The sequence below is a fragment of the Mesorhizobium sp. B2-9-1 genome, from assembly GCF_006439455.1.
In the GTDB taxonomy this organism is placed as follows: domain Bacteria; phylum Pseudomonadota; class Alphaproteobacteria; order Rhizobiales; family Rhizobiaceae; genus Mesorhizobium.
In genome coordinates this window covers 300,077-320,522 of record NZ_VFTP01000003.1, presented here as the reverse complement: position 1 = coordinate 320,522, position 20,446 = coordinate 300,077, and the positions used below count along the sequence as shown (strand labels likewise).

The following is a 20,446-nucleotide window of genomic DNA, read 5'->3' as shown; positions in this document are numbered from 1 at the left end:
CGCGCAACCTCTCATCGCGCAAAGCGTTCCGTCCTGATTATATCGTCGACAAGTGCCGCACCCGTGTAGACAATTGGGAAAGGTCACGGTCGTGCCCCGAGAAGAAGCTTCCATCCTCATCGTCGGCGCCGGCCCGACGGGACTGACCGCCGCGCTGGAGCTTGCGCGACGAGGCGCCCGTCCCCGCGTCATAGACAAGAAGGATGGGCCCACGCCGCTCAGCAAAGCCGTGGGCATCAGTTCGCACAGCCTCGATGTCCTCGAAGCGTCGGGGGTGAGCAGGAAGCTGCTCGCCGAGGGACTCAAGGTCCGCCATGCGCATTTCCATGCAGAAGCCCGTGAACTCCTCACAATCGACTTCTCGCTGCTGCCGCACCGCTATAATTTCCTGCTGTCGTTGCCGCAGCGCGACACCGAAAAGATCATGGCGGAGACGGTCGCGGCATTCGGCGTCGACGTGGAATGGCACACTGAGCTGGTCGGCCTCACCCAGCAGGCCGACAAAATGGAGGTTCGGACCAGGCGAAACGGTGAAGAGGAGGAAAGGCGAAGCTTCGACATCGTCTTTGGGGCCGACGGCGCCGACAGCTCGGTCCGCAAATTGTCGGGCATCGCATTCGAAGGCTACACGCACAGGCGGCAATGGAGCATCACCGACGCCGAGATAGCATCCTGGCCTTATGAGCCGGGCGCGGCGCAGGCATTCCTGCATCGTGACGGCGACGTCGGCTTCATCATACCGGTCGGCGACAATCGCTTTCGCTCGGTATCCAACACGCCCGATGCGTTGGCGCGTGTGCCTGGCGATTATCGCGTAGCGAAGGTGCTGCGGACCGACCATTTTCACATTCCGGCAAAGCAGGCGGTCCGCTATCAGGCCGCCCGCGTCTTCTTGGGCGGCGATGCCGCGCATGTCCATTCGCCGCTTGGCGCGCGCGGCATGAATCTCGGTATCGAGGACGCGGCTTGCTTCGCCCGGCGTTTCGACGACGGCACGCTTGCGGGCTACACGGATGAGCGTCGACCGGTAGGGCGTCGCTGGATCGAGTTGAGCGAACGTATTTTGTCCACGGCGCAGTCGACCAACAGCTTCGTCCAGACATTCAGGAACCTCGTCATGTTGACGATTGGCGCCGTTCCCTTCCTGCAAAGGCCTTTGCTCGAGCGCGTGGCCGGATTGAAGGAATAGACCTCAAACGAGAAGTTGCTCGATCCTGATCGGCAAATCGCGGATGCGTTTGCCGGTGGCATGGTAGACTGCGCTGGCAACAGCCGCGGCCGTGCCGACATTGCCCAGTTCGCCCAAGCCCTTCACGCCGGCAGGGTTGACCGCGTGGTCGACTTCCGGAACCAGGATCACCTGCAGGTCCCTGATGTCGGCATTCACCGGCACGAGATAGTCCTGCAGGTCGCGGTTGACATAGCGGGCATAGCGGCTGTCGACTTCCGTCGCTTCATGCAGCGCCTGGCCGATGCCCCAGATCATGCCGCCCATCAGCTGGCTGCGCGCGGTGCGCGTGTTCATGATGCGCCCGGCCGCGAACGCGCCGACGATGCGCGGCACCCGGATTTCCCTCGTGTAGCGGTTGATGCGGGCTTCGACGAACTCGGCGCCGAAGGCGTATTTCACCGAATCCTCATCCTGCTCGCCACCGTGGAATTCCGGCATGCCGGCATAGAGCTTCTTCAGCGCTTCGGGCGTCGCACCCTTGGGCGCGAACTCGGCGTATTCCTCGATTGCTCCAACCTGCATGGTCTTCAGGACATCTTCGACCTTTGCCGAAGCGCCGCCCTTGGCCACGATCTTTCCGTCGGCGAGGTCGAGTTCCTCGTTATGAGAGCCCGCCAGCGGACCGCCCTCGGCGGTCGCGCCGGCATAGAGCTTGGCGCGGATGGCATCGCAGGCCTTCAGCACTGCCGAGCAGACGCTCGCGGTGGAGATCGAGCCCCCCGAGACAGGAGCGGGAGGCAGGCTGCTGTCGCCCATCTCGACGCTGATCCGATCGATGCTGACGCCGAGACGTTCCGACGCCATCTGACCGGCTACGGTGCGCACGCCGGTTCCGATCTCGTGCGAACCGCATTGCAGCCGCACATCGCCATCGACGGTCAGGCGCACCCGCGCCGCGCATGGCGCGACCGCGGTTGGATAGATCGCCGTCGCGCAGCCCATGCCGACCAGCCAGTCGCCGTCGCGCATCGCTCCTACTTTCGCGTCCCGCTTCGCCCAGCCAAAAGCCTCGGCCGCCTGGTCATAGCACTGGATCAGCGAGCGGCTGGAGAACGGCTTTTTGCCGATCGGCTCTGTTTTCGGTTCATTTATCCGGCGGAATTCCACCGGGTCCATGCCAAGCGCCACCGCCATTTCGTCCATGGCGTTTTCCAACGCATAGACATAAGGGGTCTCGGGCGGCGAGCGCATGTAGCCGGGAGTATTGCGGTCCGCTTGCACCAGCGAGACATGTGTCAGCACCGAGCCATAGCCATACATGCGGCCGGTGGCCGACGTGCCGCCCACGACATAGGAGTCCGGCCGCGAGGTGACCTCCCAGCCCTCATGCGCGAAGGCAGTGATGCGGCCGTCCTTGCCGGCGCCGATCCGGATGCGGTGCCTTGTCTCCGCCCTGTAGGTCTGGGTGCCGAAGGCCTGCATCCGGCTGGTCACGCAACGCACCGGTCGGCCGAGCCGCCTGGCGGCAACCGCGACGATGGCGGTGCGCGGCGTCATCGGTCCCTTGGATCCGAAGGCGCCGCCGATGAAGGGGCTGACGATGCGCACCTTTGCGGGATCGATCTTCAATTGCCTGGCAAGCTCGACCTTCCAGCCGGTCACGTTTTGCGAGGGCTCGTGGACGATCAGTTGGTCGCCCTGCCAGAAGGCGGTGGTCGAGAACAGCTCGATCGGATTATGGTGCTGCGTGGGCGTCGAATAGCGCGCGTCGATCTTCACCGCGGCCTCTCTATAGGCGGCATCGAAGTCGCCGGCCTTCACGTCTTCCTTGAACAGGGGACTCTTGCCGGCGGCGGGAATGGTCGCCGTGCCCGGACTGTCGAAGCTCGCCGTGGGCGTCTCCGCATCATACTCGGCGCGGATCAACTGCGCCGCCTCTTCGGCCGCCTCGAATGTCTCGGCAACCGCGAGCGCGATGATCTGGCCGTCGTGGAAGATCGTCCGGTCATGCAGCGGCCCGATCGAGGTGGCGCCGGAATTGCCGAATTTCGGCTTCTCGACGTTGTCCATGTCGCCATACGTGACGATGTCGAGCAACCCGGGCACGGCACGGGCGTCGTCGAGATGAAGCTTGGCCACCTTGCCCTTGGCAATACTGCTGGTGGCCAGCGCGCCGTAGGCGATGTTGGCGGTCGGCAGGTCGGCGGGGTAGTGCGCCTGCCCGGTGACCTTAAGCCGTGCATCGACGCGCGGCAGCGGTTGGCCCTGGTTCTCTTTCGGTCTCGGAGCGGCAGTGTCCATGGTCACACCTTCATGTCGCGGGTTTCGAGCAGCGCGCGCACCAGCGTTCGCTTGCCGAGCTCGATCTTGAATGCGTTGTGCTGGCGCGGCTCGGCCCCGGCGAAGGCGGCATCCGCCGCCGTTCCCGCCGAAGCCTCGTCGAGCGTCTTTCCTTGCAGGGCTTCCTCCGCCGCTTTGGCGCGCCAGGGCACGGTCGCCACGCCGCCCAGGGCAATGCGCGCCTCGCGAACGTTGTCGCCGTCCAGGTCGAGCGCAACGGCCGCCGAAGCCAGCGCGAACGCGTAGGATTCGCGGTCTCGGATCTTCAGATAAAGCGAGCGCCGGGCCCATGGCACAGCCGGCACTTCTATGGCGGTGATGATCTCGTCAGCAGCGAGATCGGTCTCGATCTCAGGCGTATCGCGCGGCTGGCGATGCAGCTTGGCGAGCGGTATCTTTCGCGCCCCACGCGAGCCCTCGGCACGCACGACAGCGTCGAGCGCGATCAGCGCCTGGGCAAAGTCGCCGTGATAGGTCGCGATGCAGGCATCGCTGCCGCCCAGCACCGCATGCTGCCGGTTGAAACCCTCCATCGCAGCGCAGCCCGATCCTGGCACGCGCTTGTTGCAGTGCCAGGATGTCTCGCGAAAATATTCGCAGCGCGTGCGTTGCAGGACATTGCCGGCGAGACTTGCCATGTTGCGGATCTGGCCGCTTGCGGCCAGCCGCAAGCTGTCGGCAATAACGGGATAGCCATGCTTGAGCTCGGCGTGATCTGCAGCCTCGCCCATACGCACCAGGGCGCCGAAGCGGATGCCCTCGTCGGTCACCCGGATTTGCCTGAGGCCTGGATCCTTGAGCCGGTTGAGGTCGACCAGCCGGTTCGGCTCGGCAACGCCGAGCTTCATATAATCGGCAAGGTTGGTGCCCCCGGCGATGAACTGCGCATTCGCTCGCGTCGGCTGGTCGTCCTCGGTCGTGAAGCGGGATGCGATCGCGACGGCCGCGGAGATGTCGGTCGGCTGTTCGTAGACGAAGGGACGCATATCAGGCTCCCTTCATCTGATCGCGTGCCTGCAGGACGGCAGCGACAATGTTTGGATAGGCGGCGCAACGGCAGATATTGCCGCTCATATAGTCGCGGATGTCGTCTTCGGATTTTGCGTGCCCTTCATTGATGCAACCAATGGCCGACAGGATTTGGCCCGGCGTGCAGTAGCCGCACTGGAACGCATCGTGGTCGATGAAGGCCTGCTGCATCGGATGCAGCTTACCGTCGCTGGATGCCAGCCCCTCGACGGTCGTCACATCCTTGCCGGCATTCATCACCGCGAAACTGAGACAGGAGAGCACACGTTTGCCGTCGACGAGAACCGTGCACGCCCCGCACTGTCCATGGTCGCAACCCTTCTTGGTGCCGGTTAACCCGACATGATCTCGCAACGCGTCAAGCAGGCTGGTTCTGGTGTCGAGCGACAGCTCATAAGCCTGCTTGTTGATCCGCATCGACGTCACCACTGGCTCGCGAAGTTCTGCGCCAGCGGCGGCAGGCGCTTCGGCTTTGGCCGATGAAACGAGCAATGGTGCCGCGGCGGCCGAGACCGTGCCTGTCATGAAGTTTCGCCGGCTGAGGCCAAGCGTGGATGGGAGGGAAGGCTGGGACATGGCTCGCTCCTGGCTGGCTGCTCATCGGGGCCTAACCACTCATGCAGGCCATTGTTCCGACCTAGTCCGCGCGGGATCCTAGGCCTCACAGAAGTGTGATCCTTCGAAGATGTTCACCATGCGGGAACATGCATGCCGGCTTCGAGTTCTACGGCCAACACCAACGCTGATGGCGGGCCGATATGAAATCGAAACTGGTCGCGCAGACGTCTGGACAAAGGACATTCGTGGTCGTGCTGGATCCAGGCGAGGAAGCATTTGCTGCCCTGTCCGACTTCGCCGGCGAGCAAGGAATTGCCGGCGCCTCGCTGACCGCGATCGGCGCATTCGAGAAGGCAACCGTCGCCTGGTTCGACTTTGGCTCGAAATCTTACCGCAAGATCCCGGTCGGCCAACAATGCGAGGTTCTGAGCGCCATTGGCGACATCGCGGTCGACGACAGCAGCAGACCGAGCCTGCATATCCATGCCGTCCTGGGTCTAAGCGACGGGTCGACGCGCGGCGGCCACCTTGTTGAAGGCATCGTCAAGCCTACGCTCGAAGTCACGGTGACGGAATCGCCCGTTCACCTGCGGCGCACCAAACGCCCCGGCCTTGGCATCGCCTTGATCGACCTCGACGCCTGAGGGCGGACGATGGCAGCGGCCGCGACCGACGCGTTTCCTCTCCCCCTCGATACATCCCCAATGGAGGCTCGGATCGACGAAGCACTGCCGCAGGACAAAGGCATCTGGCAGTTCGAACCGAAATGGGATGGGTTTCGCTGCCTCGCTTTCAAGAATCGCAATGCGGTCGATCTCAGGGCGAAGTCGGGCAAGCCGCTTGGGCGTTACTTTCCCGAACTGACGGCAATGATGCAAAACCTCGAAGCCAAGGATTTCGTGGTCGACGGCGAAATCGTCATCGAGATCGGCGGCGCCGCGTCCTTCGACGCCCTGCAGATGCGGCTTCATCCGGCCGAGAGCCGCATTCGCAAGCTGAGCGCGGAAACGCCGGCGCGACTGATCCTGTTTGATATGCTGGTCGCGCCGGGCGGCAAATCGCTGCTCGAAGCCGCATTGACGCAAAGGCGCACGGCAATTGAAGACTTCGTCGCGCAAGCAAACACCGACGCTCTTCAGCTCTCGCCCCGCACCACGAGTTTCGCGACCGCCAGGCGATGGCTGGAAGGCGCCGGGCATGGCTCTACCGACGGCGTCGTCGCCAAACGGCTGAACGATCCTTATCACCCGGGCGAGCGCGCGATGATCAAGGTCAAGCGGCTGCGTACTGCCGACTGCGTGGTCGGCGGCTTCCGTTATCTGAACGGCAAATCACAGGTCGGATCGCTATTGCTCGGCCTCTACAATGAGCGGGGCTTGCTTGACCATGTCGGTTTTACCTCGACAATCGCCAACGAGGAACGAGCCACGCTCACGAAGAAGTTGGAGGCGCTGCGTGGCGGGCCCGGCTTCACCGGCAAGGCGCCGGGTGGGCCGAGCCGGTGGAGCACGGAGCGCAGTGGCGAATGGGAGCCGTTGCGGCCGGAACTGGTCGTGGAAGTCCGCTTCGACCACGTCACCGGCGAGCGTTTCCGGCATGGCACTCGATTCATTCGCTGGCGGCCCGAAAAAGCGCCGCGACAATGCACGTTCGAGCAGATCTCGTAGCAGCGCCCATCCGGAACAACCGACCCCCTCAAACGGTTTGTCTTTAGAACAGCCCCGCGTCACGAACGCACCTATCTTGGAGACAGGAAAATGGATCCGCGCGACAAGCAGCGAGCCGCAAGGCGGGATGAAACCGAAGCTCCCGGCATCGAACAACAGGACTGGGACGCTCTTGATAATGGTCGGGTGCCGCCTGGCAGCGTCGCCATAAACGGCGATCCGGAGGACGATGCCGAAGCACAAGGCGTCCTCCCCGAAGAGGATGACGACAACCCCTATCAGGAGAGCGACGAAGCCTTGCCCGACGATGAGGAAGAACGTGTGCTGTCGCGGGATCCTTCCAAGGAAGGCAGTCGTTTTGACGAAGCATAGCGAAAGCTAGCCTGCCGTTGTTGTATGGCCGGCGGTGTAGAGCACCTTTGAGGACGGCTGGACCAGCTTCACTTTTGTCGGCCAGTTCGCGTCCCGACATTTTGGCATCGCCACATCGGTAAGAGCAGCGATGGGATTTTCCCGCCTTCTATTGCCTGCAACGCTCCGCGGGCTGCGCGAGAAGGCATCGCAGCAGAGCAAGGCCGTCGCGGCGCCACATCAGAAGGCCGTGGGATCGCTACACATGGCCCTTCAAAAATCAGGGGCCGCAAATCGGCAGTGGACCCTTCACTGTTTGTGACTTGGGGGAACAACGGACTGTGGAACAAGTTTTTGATTAAGCAAGCCGCCTCTGTTTGACCTGCAACCATGGCCGAGAAACGCGACAACAAGTCCACAGCCGCTCTTCTTAGGCGGCAATTCTCGAATGAAACCATGCGCCGATATCTACGCAGCTTGCCCTTGTTTCACGTAAACCGCTGGCTTCCTGACAAACTGCGCGAATCGCTCAAGCGTCTCGACCGCAAGCGTAAGTGAAACCAACCGCGCTACGCTTACGCTCAATCCAACAAAGGCGCGGGCCATGCTCTTGCCGTTCGGACGAACGCGCCATCAGCTCTCCTTCACATTACGATCACAGCCCTCCGGGAGGGGCAGAGACTATGCATCCTTGCTCAAGCGTCCGCGTTTGTGATTCACAAATCCGGAGTTCAAGTCATGAAGGTCGACACTCTTCCTGCGCCTACAGCCAACCCAGCCCAGGTCGATATCCTCGTCAACAAACCGGGACACTTCGTCGAGGAGTGGATCGAGGGGCATGCGATTAGACCGGCCGCCGAAGCATCCCCGGAAGCCGCGGCAGAAAGACTGGCGAGAGCTTGCATCGCGGACGCGGAGCGGGAAGGCATCCTCGCGGAAGAAATCAGCGATGAGGTCGGCGATTTGAAAGAGTACCTCGCTGACACGGTCCTCGCCGAGGCCGGCCGCGAAACGAGCGTCGACACCGCTCCGACGGCGCAAGCATTGGGCGACACAAAGGCTTAGCTTTCACGGCAGGGAAGTTGTGGATCGCGATGACGCCAATCTCAACACGAGCCGTCCACATTTGCGTCGACATGCAGATGATGTTCTTGCCGCCTGGGCCATGGGCGGTTGAGTGGCTGCCCGCCATCCTGCCGAAGGTGCTTTCGCTTGTCGATGGCAGACCGGAGCGAACGATTTTCACCAGGTTCATGACGGCGAGAAGACCTGGCGAAGGCCAGGGCCATTGGCGTCAATACTATGAGCGCTGGTCGCAGATGACTATCGAATGTGCCGGCCCGGGCAGCCTCGAACTGCTGCCCGAACTGCGTGATTTCGTGCCGCCGGCTCGCGTTTTCGATAAGCCCGTTTACTCACCTTGGCTGACGGGCGAGCTCCACCGGAGCCTTCAGGCGGAAGGTGTGACCGAGCTCATCGTCAGCGGTGGCGAGGCCGACATGTGCGTCTTGGCGACGCTGCTCGGAGCGATCGACTTCGGTTACAGAACGATCCTGGTCGAGGATGCGATCTGCAGCACATCGGACGAAGCCTACGAAAATATACTCAAGCTGTTCACGACGCGATATTCGCATCATGTCGAAGTCGCCGCTGCGGAGGAGGTTCTGGATTTCTGGCGCTGACGCATCGCTCATCTCGCCCGGCACATGCCGGCCAAAGTGCTGCCGGCAACGGATGAGCAGCCGCCCCTCGAATACTCAGTCGCATCAGTGGGTGCGGTCATCCGATGTCGGCATCGTGGCATGATCTGCAGTAGACACTCACTGAATTCTCAGACCGGGAATTCTCCGACCGGTTGCCGATGCTCAGCTCCTACCAGCGCACGCTGAAGCCGAGCTTTGCGCCGATTGCCCGGCTGTCGCCGAAGTTTTTCAGGCTCGATTTGGCGAAGGCTTCGCCGTAGACCGTGTAGCGGTCGTCCGCCCAGGAGAGCGATCCGCCGACACCCACACCGCCCCAGAGCGGCTGGTCGTGCTCATGCAGCGCCGTGCCCGACACATCCACGTCGTTGCCGTCCAAGAAATCGTAATAGAGGTTGGCGATGCCGTAAAGGTGCGAGCGGCTGATCTTGCCTTGCGCGCCCGTCCAGGCATCCTCATAGTCCAGCGATAGGCCGGCGCGGCCGATCAGAACATCGCTGCCGCTCAGCGATACCGCCGCATCGAACGGATCGGTGAAGCTGTTGAAGCGAACCGAGGAATAGGCGAGCTGAGCCTGCGGCGTCAGCGTCCATTTTCCCTGCAGCGCAAGCTTCTGGCCGGCTTCGATGCTCAGCGCATAGCCAAATCCGTTGTTGCCCTTGGCGAGATCGCTGCCCAGCGTGGCGGACTTGAGATCGCTGTCATACCACGTCACCTCGCCCTGAGCGTCGGTGTAAAAGCCGTTGTCGCCATACCAGGTCAGCGTGCCGCCGAAGCCGTAGCCGGTGGCCCGGATGGAGCCGACGCCGTAGATCGATGATATGTCCGACGACGCCGTCCCGTAGTGGAAGGTGAGGCCGCCGAGAAGAACGCCGGTGGCATCCTCGTAAAGCAGCCCGTCGATGCCGGACTGCAGCTTCCAGGTGGTCACGTCGTAGTCCGAGACGGTGGTGGCGCTCTCAGGGCTCTGCCTTGTATGCGCCGCCTCGATGCGGGCCCAGATGGCGCTCTGGGTCGGGACGCTGCCGATCTCGTCGGCGCCCTGGCCTGCTCCAGTCCACGAGCGGTTGCCGACGCGCTGCTGCAGGGTGCCGAGCTCGTTCAGGCTCTGCAGCACGCCGGGATAGGCCTCATAGATCGGCACGGCCGGCGAATAGAGCGGATTGTTGATCAACGCCGAGCGGAGATACCAGTCGCCGTCGGCCGGCGTGCTCACGCCGTTCTGATAGAGCCGATAGGCATAGGCGCCGCTGACCACGGCCTGGTCGCCCTGGAAGACATAGTCGCCGGCAAGTGTGAACGAACCCGCCGAGCTGCCATCGACGTCCACGATCTTGATCCCTTCCACTGTCTGGACTCCTGCCCCTCCGACATTGGTGACGGAAAGCACGGAGGTGCCTGAGGTGCTGCCGTGCACCACCAGCTTGTCGGTGGTCGAAGTATCGCCATCGAGCGCGGCATTGAGGAAGATGGTGCCGCCGGCGCCGGTGTAGTCGCCGTTGATGGTCAGCGTCGTGCCGGGCGCGACGCCGAGACGGACCGAGCCGCTGTTGTTGAGCGAGGCGACGGCCTGGTTGAAGCCGCCGAGATCGAGAGTCGCGCCGGAAGCGACGGTGAATGCGGAGCCGGAGCCCAGCGCGTCCGCCGCGCGCGCCGCGAGCGTGCCCTGCTGGATAGAGGTCGGTCCGGCGAAGGTCGAGCCTGCCGCCGTCAGAACAAGCGTTCCCTGTCCTGCCTTGGTGAACGCACCCGACCCGGTCACAGCCCCGTTCAGGGTCAAGGTCGTGGCGGCCGCTGTCGAGATGGTGCCGGAGCTCATCACGCTGACAGCACGTGAGGTGGCAAAGCTGCCGGTCGTGTCGAGCGTGCCGCCGTCGAAGGAGAGCGCGCCGGCGGCATCGCCCAGATTGGCGTCCTGCGAGACCCTGAGCGTGCCGCCATTGATCGCGGTGCCGCCGGTGTAGCTGTTGATGGCGGTCAGGACCAGTGTGCCGCGATCCGACTTCACCAATTGCACGTCGCCAGAGAGAGCCGAGGCGATCGTTGCGGTCATCCCCGCGCCCGCCGCCGTGCCGTCGCCGACGACGATGCTGCTCGACGGTCCGGTGAGCTCGATCCCGTCGCCCTGGACAACGTAGCCGTCGGTCATGAACTGCATGCCCGATGCGGTCACCTGGCCGAGACCGTTGTCCACCGTCACCGTTCCCGCGTGGCCCGCGAAGATCGCGAAGGATGCGTCGGCGAAGCCGGCATTGGCCGTTCCTGCCTCATCGGTCCAGTTGTCGTTGCCGGCCGCTGCCTCCCAGACGCCATCACCGCCATTGACCGCGCCATTGTTCTTGGGGCCGACCTTGCCATCCCAATAGTTGAAGGTGAGCCCTTGCGTGTTGACGATGTTGACCTGGTGATCGATCGAGGTCTGGATATAGCCCGATGACGGGATCGAGCCGACCACCAGGCCATTGTTGGTCAGCGTGCCGCTGTAGCTGAAGATGCGGTAGACGCCTGGCCCGAAGGTGCCGCCAGCGCTGACGCTGACGTTCAAAATGCCGTCGAGCACCAGATTGCCGCCGATCGTGGTCAGGTCGTTGAGCGCCCCGCCGACGACGTCGGCCTGCCCGAGGGAGTAGTTGAGGACCGAGCCGCTAGACAAATTGAGATTGCCGGCGATCGCCAGCGTGCCTGGCGTGCCGTCGGCCGAACCCGGCGACAGGGTTGCGCCGTCGGCAACCGTGACATCGCCGCCGATCGAGCCCTTGCCGCCGATGGTCGCGCCGCTTCCGACAGAGACCGAACCGGCGACCGCGCTGTTGTCGCCATCGACATAGAGGCCGCCGGCCGTGACTGTGGTTGACCCTGCATAGCTGTTCGCACCGGTGAGGGTCAGCGCGCCGGCGCCGGTCTTGTTGAGGCCGCCGGCGCCCGTGATCACGCCCGACAAAGTGAGATCCGCATCGGTCTGGAAGGTGCCGGTGCCCACGGTAAGGTCAATACCGCGCGTCGAGCTGAATACCGCAGTGGTCCTCAGCGTCGTACCGTCGTCCAGGCTCAAGCCGCCGGATGCGTCGCCAAGGTTGGCGTCGGCCGAAACCTGCAGCGTGCCGCCATGGATGGCGGTGCCGCCGGTGTAGCTGTTGGCACCGCCGAGCACGAGCGTGCCGAGGTCGGTCTTCGCCAGTTGGCTGGCGCCGGTGAGGTTCGAAGCGATGGTTGCCGTGTAGGCGGCGCCGACCAGCGTGCCGTCACCGACGCGGATAGTCGCCTGCGGTCCGTCGAGCGCGATGCCGTCGCCCTGGATCGTGTAGCCGCCGGTCGCAAACTGCATGCCGGCGGAGTGAATGTCACCCAGGCTGTCGTCGACATCGACCGTACCGGCAGCGCCGGCGAAGATGGCGAAGACGCCATCCTGGTAGGGAGCGTTGAGCGTCCCGTCATTGTTGGTCCAGTTGTCGTTGCCGGCGGAGTTCTGCCAGACGCCGTCGCCCCCGTTGATCGTTCCGTCGCCTTTCGGCCCGGCTGCGCCATCCCAGAAGTTGAGCAGCACGCCGGAAGTGTTTACGAGATTGACCTGATGCGCGATCGAGGTCTGCACGCTGTAGTCGCTCGATGTTGAGTCGAGACCCTGGTCGTTGAGCGTTCCGTCAAAGCTGATGACGCGATAGATGCCCGGCCCGAAATTGCCGCCGGGCGCCTCCGTCACGTTGATCGTGCCGTCGAGCGCCAGATTGCCGTGCACGACCGCGAGGTCATTGTAGGCGCCGCCAACCACGCCGGCCTGGCCGAACGAGTAATCGAGGTTCGAGCCGTCGGCCAGTTCGAGGTTGCCGTTGATGGTGAGCGTGCCGGGCGTTGAATCCAGGCCACCGGGGGCCAGCCTGCCGGCCGCGTCGACGAAAACATCGCCGCCGATGGTGCCGTTGCCGCCAAGCGTGCCGAAATTGACGTCGGTCAGTCCGGTCGCGGCCGCCTGGTTGCCATTGATGTAGAGCCCGCCACCCCCGGCGATCAGCGCGGTGCCGCCGTAGCTGTTGTCGGCCGTGAGCACGGTGTTGCCCGTGCCGTCCTCGCTGACGCCGCCGCTGCCGGAGATCGTGCCGTCAAAGGTATAGAGGTCGGAGCGGTTGAAGCTGAGGGTGCCGTTATCGACCACATCGCCCAAGATGGAGCCCGTGGTGCCTCCGGTACCCAGCAACAAGGTGCCGCTCGCAATCGTCGTGCCGCCGGCGTAGGTGTTGTCGGCGCCGAGGAACAGCGCCCCGGTGCCCGTCTTGGTGAGCGCCCCTGCTCCGTTGACGGCGCCCTCCCACTGTAGGGCGCTGTCGACCTGGAATGTTCCGCCGCCCGCCTGAAGCGTGGCATCGCGTCCGGTTACAATGCTCGACAGGCTCTGATGCAGCGTGCCGCCGTCAAAGGTCACCTTGCCGGCAGCATCGCCGAGATTGTTGTCGGCCGTGATTTCGACAGTGCCGCCATTGATGACGGTGCCGCCCTGGTAGCTGTTGGCGCCGCTGAGCACGAGCGTGCCGCCGCCTTCCTTGGTCAAAGTCCCGGCGCCGCTCACGGCGTTGGTCAGCGCCAGGCTGGTCGCGCTGTCGGTGTCGAAGGTACCGCCGCCGGCATTGAGCGTCACGGCGCGGGCAGAAGTGATATCGGCCGACGTGTGCAGCGTGCCGCCGTTCAGCGAAAGGCCGCCGGACGCGTCGCCGAGATTGCTGTCGGTTGCGACCTGAACCGTGCCGCCATTGATCGCGGTGCCGCTGCTGTAGCTGTTGGTGCCGGACAGCACCAGCGTGCCGAGCTCCGTCTTCAGTAGCTGGCTGCTGCCGGTGAGGTTTGAGGTGATTGTCGCCACATAGGCCGCACCGGCTGCGGTGCCGTCGCCGACGCGGATGGTCGATTGCGGCCCGACCAAAGCGACGTCGCCGCCCTGGATCAGATAGCCGCCGGTGGCGAACTGCATGCCCGCCGCCTGCACCTGCCCGTTGGTGTTGTCGACCGTGACCGTCCCGGCGGCACCCTGGAAGACGGCGAAGCTGGCGTTGGCGAAGGGCGCGGCGAAGGTGCCGCTGGCATCGGTCCAGTTCTGGTCGCTGGCCGCCCGCCAGGTGCCGCTGCCGCCATCCACCGCACCGTTGGAATGGGGGCCGGCATTGCCGTCCCAAAAGCTGAGCGTCAGCCCCGCGGAATTGACGAGGTTGACCTGGTTGGCGACCGCGGTCTGGACGAAATAATCAGGTGACGTGACGTTCAGTCCGTTATTCGTCAGCGAACCGCCATAGTTGAGGATGCGATAGACGCCCGGCCCGAAGGTGCCGCCCGGCGTCTGCGTGATGTTGAGCGTGCCGTCGAGCGTCAGGTTGCCGCCGACATTGATGAGATCGTTGAGCGGTCCGCCCGGCACGTTCGCCTGGCCGAAATTGACGTTGACGGCCGACGTGTTGTTGAGCGTGAGGTTGCCGCCGATGGTGAGCGCGCCAGGTGCATTGCCGGCGTCGCCAGGGCTGAGCGTACCGCCTGCCTGGATCGTGACGTTGCCGCCGATAATGCCGATACCGCCGAGCGTCGTGGCATTTCCGGCGGTGGTCTGGCCCGTCGCGGCGGACTGATCGCCGTTGACGAGCAGCGTGCCGGCAGTGATGACGGTGGATCCGGCATAGCTGTTGTTGCCGGTCAGCGTCGTCGTGCCGAGGCCGGACTTGGTCAGGCCGCCCGTGCCGGAGATCGTGCCGCCGAATGTGTAATTGTTGTTCAGATTGAAGGCGAGCCTGCCGTTGTTAAGCACGCTCGGCGTGTCGAGCGCGCCGGCGGTGGTGCCGAAGCCGACCTGCAGCACCCCCGTCTCGATCGTCGTGCCGGCGCTGTAGCTGTGATTGCCGGTCAGGACCAGCGTACCGGAGCCCTGCTTGTCCAGGGTTTCGAAGCTCGCCACGTTGCTGCCGTCGAGGGTGCGGCCCGCAACGGTATTCACCTGCAGCGTGTCGCCCTCGCCGGTTTCGCCGCCGGTGCCGGCATTGATTGCTCCAATGACGGCTCCGCCATCCTGGAGCGCCAGCGTGTCGTTGCCGGCGGCGAGGTCGAGCGCCCCGGCGCCTGTATTCAGCGTGCCGGCCAGATTGACGGTGTCGCTGCCGCCGTCCAGATCGCCCGTCGCCCGGAGAACGCCGCCGGCGTTGACGTTGATGGTGTTGTTGCCGGCATCGCCGGTGATGGCGGTCTGGGTAGGGCCGGCGGCCTGAACCGTGCCGCCGACGGCCAGGGTTGAACTGCCTGTCATGGCGATGGTCGGCGTTTCCAGGCTGCCATTCACCTGCAACGTGCCGGCGCTGATGGTCGTCTTGGCAATCGCATTGTTCAGCGATGTCAGCACGCTGGTGCCCGTGCCGATCTGCGCCAGGGTGCCAGGCCCGCTCAGCGTGCCGCCGAACGTAAAAGTGTCGCTGCGATTGAGGGACAGGGTGGACGTTGGCGAATTGACGATGACGTTGCCGACACCGGCATTGCCGGTGGTGCCGCCATTGCCGATCATCAGATTGCCGTCATTGATGACGGTGTTGCCCGAATAGGTGTTGTTGCCGGTGAGAACCCAGGTGCCGCCGTCGTTCTTGGCGAGCGTCGTGGCGCCGGTGCCGTTGTCGCCGATGGCACCGCCCATCGTGTTAAGGCCGGTGTTGGTGCCGCCCAGGGCAATCGTTCGCGTCGCGTTGGTGCCGGTCAGGCCGACCGTCCCGGTGTTGGCGAAGACGAGCGCGCCGGTTCCCGAAGACTGGATATAGGTTACACCGGTATCGAGCGTGAACTGACGGTTAGTCGTGTCTCCCGCGCCGACGTAACGCAGCGTCGAATCCTTGCCGATCACCAGGTTGCCGGCCGCGTTGGAGGACGCACCGACGCTGCTGGCCATGCCGCCATCAGCCAGCTTGTCGACGATCAGTATCCCGCCGCCGATGGTGGTCGCGCCGGTATAGCTGCTGGCCTGATTGGTCAGGCGCCAGGTGCCGGTGCCGGTCTTGGCGAGCGAAGTGACGCCGGCGACATTGTCGTCCAGTCGGGCGGCCAGGATATTGGTGCCGGTATTGGTGCCGGCCAACGTCAAGGTGCGCGGGCCGTTGCCGGCCAGCGTTACCGGGCCGCCATAGGTGAACTGTATGGGGCCGGTGCCGGAAGAATCGAGCGTGGCGCCGCCCGCGCCCAGCGTGAACTGCCGGTCGGTCGTGGTGGCCGCGCCGACATATTGCAGGGTAGCGCCGTTGCCGATCACCAGATTCGCCGGATTGGAAGACGAGGCGCCGATCGAACTGTTGATGCCGCCGTTCGCCAGGCAGGTGACCTGGAGCGTCCCGGCATTGATAACCGTGCTGCCGGTATAGCTGCTGTTGCAGCCGGTGAGCGCCTGGATGTTGGCGCCGTTCTTGATCAGCCCGCCGGTGCCGCTGATGGCGCCCGCATAGGAACGGGTGTCGACGCCATTGATCGTCAGCGTCGCATTGCCCAGGCTGATGTTCCCGCCATTGGCGCCGCCGCCGATCAGGGAGGTCACCACCGTGTCGAAGCCCGCGAGGTCGAGCACGACGCCGGCGGTGTTGTCGAGCGTCATGTGTCCCTGCGGACCAAAGGCGTTGGTCGCCCCCGCGCGCAGCACGCCGCCCGAAACCTGGGTGTTGCCGGTCGATGTGTTCGTGCCGGACAGGATCAGCGTGCCCGGGCCGTCCTTGCGGAAGCTGCCGGCGCCGACGACATTGCCGGTGAAGGTCAGGGTGGTGGCGGCGTTGGACACATTGATGGCGCCGATATTCGCCGACAGCTGGAAACCGCGGTCGGTGGTGACGCTGCCGCCGGTGTAGATCAGCGAGGCATTGTTGAAGACCAGATTGGTCGCAGCGCTGCTCGAGGCGCCGATGCCGCTGGCCACGCCTCCGTTGCGGATGCAATCGGTGCTGATGTTCGCGCCTTGCAAGTTGGTCGCACCGGTATAGCTGTTGTTGCAGCCGGTGAAGGTCTGGGTGCCGCCGCCCGTGCGCAGGATGCCACCGGTGCCGCTGATCGTGCCCGAATAGCTGCCGTTGCCGCCATTGATCTGCAGCGTGGCCGAACCCAGCGCGACATTGCCGCCATTGGCACCGCCGCCATTGAGAGCGCCGATGACAGTGTTGAAATTGTTGAGATCGAGCTGCGCGCCGGCCACATTGGCGAGCGTCATCGGTCCACTCCCCAGGGCATTCGCGGCGCCCGCGCGCAGGATGCCGGCATTGACCGTATTGCCGCCGGTATAGGTATTGGCCGCGGTCAGGACCAGAGTGCCCGCACCGTTCTTCGTCAGGGCGCCGCCGCCCACCACCTGGCCGCCGACCGTCAGCGTCGTGCCGCCCGCACTGACATCGACGACGCCGCCGCCGGTCCCCAGGGTGAAGCCGCGATTGGTGGTGGTCGTGACGCCGGTATAGCGTAATCCGCCGCCGCCGCTCAGCGTCAGGTTGGCCGGAGCGCTGCTGCTCTGGCCGATCGGGCTGACCTGTCCGCCATTGGGCAGCGTGCTTACCGCCAACAGGCCGCCGGTGACGGCGACGGCGCCGGTAAAGTCGTTATTGGAGTTGGCGAGCGTCAGCGTGCCGGCACCGCTCTTGGTGAAGTCGGCTCCATCGGCGCTGGTGACGAGACCTGAAAAGACGAGATTGGCGTTCGCGTTGGTGACCTCGACCCCGGCACCCAGGATGGCGCCCGACTTGCCGAAGGTAAAACCGCGGTCGCTGGTATCGCCCGTGCCGGTATAGCGCAGCGTGCTGCCTTCCAGCACCAGATTGGACGAATTCGCCGAGGACGCGCCGATGCTGCTCGCCGCGCCGCCATTGCCGATGCTGGCCACCGCCAGCGTGCCCTGCACGACGCGGGTGGCGCCGGTATAGCTGTTGGCCGTGTTGGTGAGCGTGACCAGTCCCGTGCCCGCCTTGGTGAACCCCATGCCCGGACCGTTGTCGACGATCTGCGAAGCGATGGTGAAATTGCCGGTGCTGTTCTGCTGGACCCCCAGCACGCCGCCATTGGCGCCGGTCATCTTGCCGCCGGTGATCAGCTGGTTGTTGCCCAGCACTGTCGGGGCGACGATGATCGTGCCGTCCACGCCCAGCGTCTCGCCGGGGCTGACGGTCACGGTGGTGGAAACCGCCTGGGTATAGCGCAGGCCGCCAAGCTGCTTGGTACCGCTCACCGTGCCGAAGAAGCCGGTCACATCGGTGATGAACTCGTTGTCCAGCCAGTTGGCGGCATTGTCCTTGTCGGTGTAGTCGGCGTCGGTGAAGGCGAGGATGTTGCCGCCCACGACCTTGGCATAGTCGGTGCCGTTGACGGTGGCCCAGCCGCCGAGCGACGTGTTGCTGGTGGTGATGTTGCCGCTGGTCGGCAGGTTGAAGTTCATCAGCCCGCCGGTGCGGGTGATGGCGCCGAGATTGACGGTCAGGCTGCCGCCGCCGGTGCCGGATACCGCATTGATCGTGTTGTTGCCGGCGGTGATCGTCAGGCCGTCGAAGGTCTGCGTGTCGCCCTCATTCGCGGCACCGGTCACCTTCAGCGTGCCGCCGGTCATGACCAGGGTAGAATCGCTGCCGACGATATTGCTCGTCGGACCGCCGGCCGCGCTGAAGTCGAGGGCAAGCGTGCCTCCGCCGATGGTCGTGTCGCCGGTATAGGTGCTGGCGCCGGTCAGCGTCTGGATGCTGTTGCCCGTTTTGCTGAGCCCGCCGCTGCCGGAGATGCTGCCACCGAAGCTTGCGGTGGTGCCGGTCGGCCCGTCTATCGTCAGCTTCGCGCTGCCAAGGTTGAGCGTACCGCCGGTGCCGGTCAGGGTGGTCAGCGTCTGGTCGAAACCGTTGAGATCCAGCGTGCCGCCATTGACCTGGAACGTCTTCGAGCCGGCGAAGGCCGTGGCCGATCCCGCGCGCAGCGTGCCGCTGTCGACGATGGTCTGGCCGGTATAGGTGTTCGCGCCCGAGACGACCCAGGTTCCAGCACCTGCGCCGCGCAGGTTGCCGGCGCCCGAGATCACGCCCGAAGCCACATTGTCGGCGCCGGTGAAGCTGCCGCCCAGCGTGCCGGTGCCGCTGAGGGTCGTGCTTCCGCTCAACGCCAGCGCGCCGCTGCCGTCGTTGCTGAGCGTGCCGCTGATTACCCAGTTGCGGTTGGTGCTGGCGCCCGCCCCGACATAGCTCAAGGTGCCGCTAATGCTGGTTGTAGTTCCCGCGCCCAGCGAGCTGGCGACGCCGGTATTCGCCAGGGTCGCCGCGACAACCTTGCCCGCGCCGACGATGCCGGTGCCCGTTAGGGTGTTGGCATCGCCAAGCCTTAAAACCTGCCCGGCGTTCGCGCTAAATGTAGCGCTGCCGCCGCTGATGACACCGAGCAGTTCCAGGTCGGCAGTTGCCGCGGTGAAGGAAGGCGCCTGGGCGGTACCGGCATTGCCCACCGAGATTGAGCCTGTCAGCGTCAGGGTGCCAGTGCCGCTATTGCTGAGGCCCGTGCCACGATAACCGTTGGAGAATAGACCCCAATTGCGGTTCGATACATCGCCATCGCCGGCATAGATGGCGATGCGAGTTCCGGCAGTTCCACTCGGATTCGATATACTGATGGTGCCGTTCGCAACTGTGGTGGGCGCTCCTAGGGAACTGGCCTGACCCAGATTGCCGATCGAGGTGAAGGTGGAGGTGCCAGCGCCAACGAAGCTGGTTGCACCGGTGTAGTTGTTGGTATCGTCGGTCAGGTTCACTCCGGGATTGACGGAAAGACCGCCGGTGCCGGTGAAATGGGCGCCGCCGATACCCGCCCCAAAGAGGCTGACCGCCGTGCCGCTGAGTGTGACGGTGCGTCCGGTCAGGCTTCCGCCGGTCGTGCCGATGTTCAGTGCCCCACCCGAGATGATGATGTTGTTGCCGACATCGCCTAGAGCCGCAGCGCCGCTGGCGGTCAACGAACCGTTGACGTTGATATCGCCCACGAAGCTGTTGGTGCCCGTCAGCGAGAGCGCGGCCCCGCCGGTGATCACCGGGCTGCTGCCGAAGCTGTTGTTGCCGGTGAGGGACAAGGTGCCGGCGTTCACGGTCAGGCCGCCGGTGAAGCTGTTGTTGCCCGTCAGTGTCAGCGTTCCCGCGCCGGCCTTGACCACTGCGCCCGTGCCGTTGATCGTCGAGCTGATCGTCGCGGTGCCGGTCGTGACCGAAAGCGTGGGGTTGACCCCGCCGAGAGTGAGTGTGCTGCCCGTTACGGTGTAGCCACTGACCTCGAACGTCATGTTGTGGACGGTGATCGGCACGCCGAGGGTGACGGTGCCCGCCGTGCCGCCAAAGAAGGCGTCGTCGAGCGCGCCGTTGTTCCAGGCACTGTAGGGGCCGCTCACACCGTCATTGCTGGCGCTCCAGACTGACGTGCTCAGATCCCAGATGCCGGTGCCGCCGCGGTTGAGCGATGTGTTGTTGACGTCCCAGTAGAGGTTGGCTGCCGCAGCCGGTGTTGTCGCCGCAAGCCCTGCAAGGAGCGCCAACGGCAGAAGCGTGCCCTTCATCGTATGGACGACGAATGCCGACAAACCGACGACTTGTGGGGCGTAGCTGGCCGCTTGGCCCTTCCATTTGGTCATGCGTCCG

The 20,446-nt window shown here is 64.6% G+C and carries 10 protein-coding genes; 6 read left to right on the top strand and 4 right to left on the bottom strand.

The genetic code is table 11. The features are described from left to right. Positions 1-91: 91 nt before the first annotated feature. Positions 92-1,189: an FAD-dependent monooxygenase gene (locus FJW05_RS08860; protein WP_140630475.1), complete on the top strand. Its 1,098-nt coding sequence runs from the start codon at positions 92-94 to the stop codon at positions 1,187-1,189. Positions 1,190-1,192: 3 nt separating this feature from the next. Here FJW05_RS08860 and FJW05_RS08855 read toward each other — a convergent pair whose 3' ends face one another. From FJW05_RS08855 to FJW05_RS08845, 3 genes are read right to left on the bottom strand one after another with little or no spacing between them, the layout of a single operon-like run. Next, entirely contained in the window at positions 1,193-3,472 is a 2,280-nt protein-coding gene (locus FJW05_RS08855; protein WP_140630473.1) for a xanthine dehydrogenase family protein molybdopterin-binding subunit, read from the bottom strand. A 2-nt stretch (positions 3,473-3,474) separates the two neighbouring features. Continuing rightward, positions 3,475-4,497, bottom strand: coding sequence for a xanthine dehydrogenase family protein subunit M (locus FJW05_RS08850; protein WP_140630470.1), 1,023 nt, complete (start codon positions 4,495-4,497; stop codon positions 3,475-3,477). Position 4,498: 1 nt separating this feature from the next. Continuing rightward, positions 4,499-5,065 (bottom strand): (2Fe-2S)-binding protein, encoded by a 567-nt coding sequence (locus FJW05_RS08845; RefSeq protein WP_246673293.1) that lies wholly within the window; start codon positions 5,063-5,065, stop codon positions 4,499-4,501. A 233-nt stretch (positions 5,066-5,298) separates the two neighbouring features. Between FJW05_RS08845 and FJW05_RS08840 the strand changes: the two genes are divergently transcribed. From FJW05_RS08840 to FJW05_RS08820, 5 genes are all read left to right on the top strand, one after another. After that, entirely contained in the window at positions 5,299-5,742 is a 444-nt protein-coding gene (locus tag FJW05_RS08840) for a PPC domain-containing DNA-binding protein (protein ID WP_140630465.1), read from the top strand. 9 nt (positions 5,743-5,751) lie between these two features. Next, positions 5,752-6,765 (top strand): ATP-dependent DNA ligase, encoded by a 1,014-nt coding sequence (locus tag FJW05_RS08835; RefSeq protein WP_140630463.1) that lies wholly within the window; start codon positions 5,752-5,754, stop codon positions 6,763-6,765. A 90-nt stretch (positions 6,766-6,855) separates the two neighbouring features. Next, positions 6,856-7,137: a hypothetical protein gene (locus tag FJW05_RS08830; RefSeq protein ID WP_140542987.1), complete on the top strand. Its 282-nt coding sequence runs from the start codon at positions 6,856-6,858 to the stop codon at positions 7,135-7,137. A gap of 717 nt (positions 7,138-7,854) precedes the next feature. Further along, positions 7,855-8,181: a DUF768 domain-containing protein gene (locus FJW05_RS08825; RefSeq protein ID WP_140630460.1), complete on the top strand. Its 327-nt coding sequence runs from the start codon at positions 7,855-7,857 to the stop codon at positions 8,179-8,181. Between the two features lie 29 nt (positions 8,182-8,210). Beyond that, entirely contained in the window at positions 8,211-8,798 is a 588-nt protein-coding gene (locus FJW05_RS08820) for an isochorismatase family cysteine hydrolase (RefSeq protein WP_140630458.1), read from the top strand. Between the two features lie 190 nt (positions 8,799-8,988). Here the strand turns inward: FJW05_RS08820 and FJW05_RS08815 are convergent, their stop codons facing one another. Then, complete coding sequence (locus FJW05_RS08815) at positions 8,989-20,439, bottom strand: autotransporter-associated beta strand repeat-containing protein (RefSeq protein WP_181164884.1); 11,451 nt, start codon at positions 20,437-20,439, stop codon at positions 8,989-8,991. Positions 20,440-20,446: the final 7 nt, after the last annotated feature.

Bases quoted from the DNA above. Each gene is read 5' to 3' on its own strand.
- FJW05_RS08815 (WP_181164884.1), bottom strand. From the start codon at position 20,439: ATGACCAAATGGAAGGGCCAAGCGGCCAGCTACGCCCCACAAGTCGTC.
- FJW05_RS08850 (WP_140630470.1), bottom strand. From the start codon at position 4,497: ATGCGTCCCTTCGTCTACGAACAGCCGACCGACATCTCCGCGGCCGTC.
- FJW05_RS08845 (WP_246673293.1), bottom strand. From the start codon at position 5,065: ATGACAGGCACGGTCTCGGCCGCCGCGGCACCATTGCTCGTTTCATCG.
- FJW05_RS08855 (WP_140630473.1), bottom strand. From the start codon at position 3,472: ATGGACACTGCCGCTCCGAGACCGAAAGAGAACCAGGGCCAACCGCTG.
- FJW05_RS08820 (WP_140630458.1), top strand. From the start codon at position 8,211: ATGACGCCAATCTCAACACGAGCCGTCCACATTTGCGTCGACATGCAG.
- FJW05_RS08835 (WP_140630463.1), top strand. From the start codon at position 5,752: ATGGCAGCGGCCGCGACCGACGCGTTTCCTCTCCCCCTCGATACATCC.
- FJW05_RS08840 (WP_140630465.1), top strand. From the start codon at position 5,299: ATGAAATCGAAACTGGTCGCGCAGACGTCTGGACAAAGGACATTCGTG.
- FJW05_RS08830 (WP_140542987.1), top strand. From the start codon at position 6,856: ATGGATCCGCGCGACAAGCAGCGAGCCGCAAGGCGGGATGAAACCGAA.
- FJW05_RS08825 (WP_140630460.1), top strand. From the start codon at position 7,855: ATGAAGGTCGACACTCTTCCTGCGCCTACAGCCAACCCAGCCCAGGTC.